Origin of the sequence: Mesorhizobium sp. M7A.F.Ca.US.014.04.1.1 (genome assembly GCF_003998745.1) — a bacterium.
Classification (GTDB): domain Bacteria; phylum Pseudomonadota; class Alphaproteobacteria; order Rhizobiales; family Rhizobiaceae; genus Mesorhizobium; species Mesorhizobium ciceri.
The window spans coordinates 1-469 of record NZ_RZRW01001443.1; the positions used below are offsets into that span (position 1 = coordinate 1).

Sequence of the window (469 nt, forward strand, 5' to 3'; positions counted from 1 at the left end):
GCAATCGATGGGGCACAACGCGCTGCGGAACTTACCAAGCGGCTGCTTGCCTTCTCTCGCCAGCAGCCCTTGGCACCGACGCGCCTGAATCCTAATCGACTCGTCTCCGGCATGAGCGAACTGCTGAGCCGAACGCTTGGAGAGACCATAGCAATCGAGACGGTGCTCGCCGCTGGGCTATGGCATGTGGAGGCCGATGCAGGGCAATTGGAAAGCGCATTGCTCAACCTTTGCGTCAACGCACGCGATGCCATGCCCGGCGGCGGAAAGCTCACGATTGAAACGTCTAACGCCCATATTGACGATCGGTATGCGAGAGAAAACGCGATCTCCTCGGGCCAGTATGTGATGATAGCGGTCACCGATTCCGGAACGGGCATGACTGCGGACGTGCTGGCAAGAGCCTTCGATCCGTTCTTCACCACAAAGGGAGTCGGCAAGGGTACCGGATTGGGACTTAGCCAAGTGT

General features: G+C 58.6%; 1 protein-coding gene. It reads left to right on the forward strand.

Features of this window, described 5'->3' with window-relative positions:
- Positions 1-469: ATP-binding protein (locus tag EOA22_RS37020; protein WP_245478825.1), on the forward strand; the 469-nt coding region annotated here is incomplete at both ends.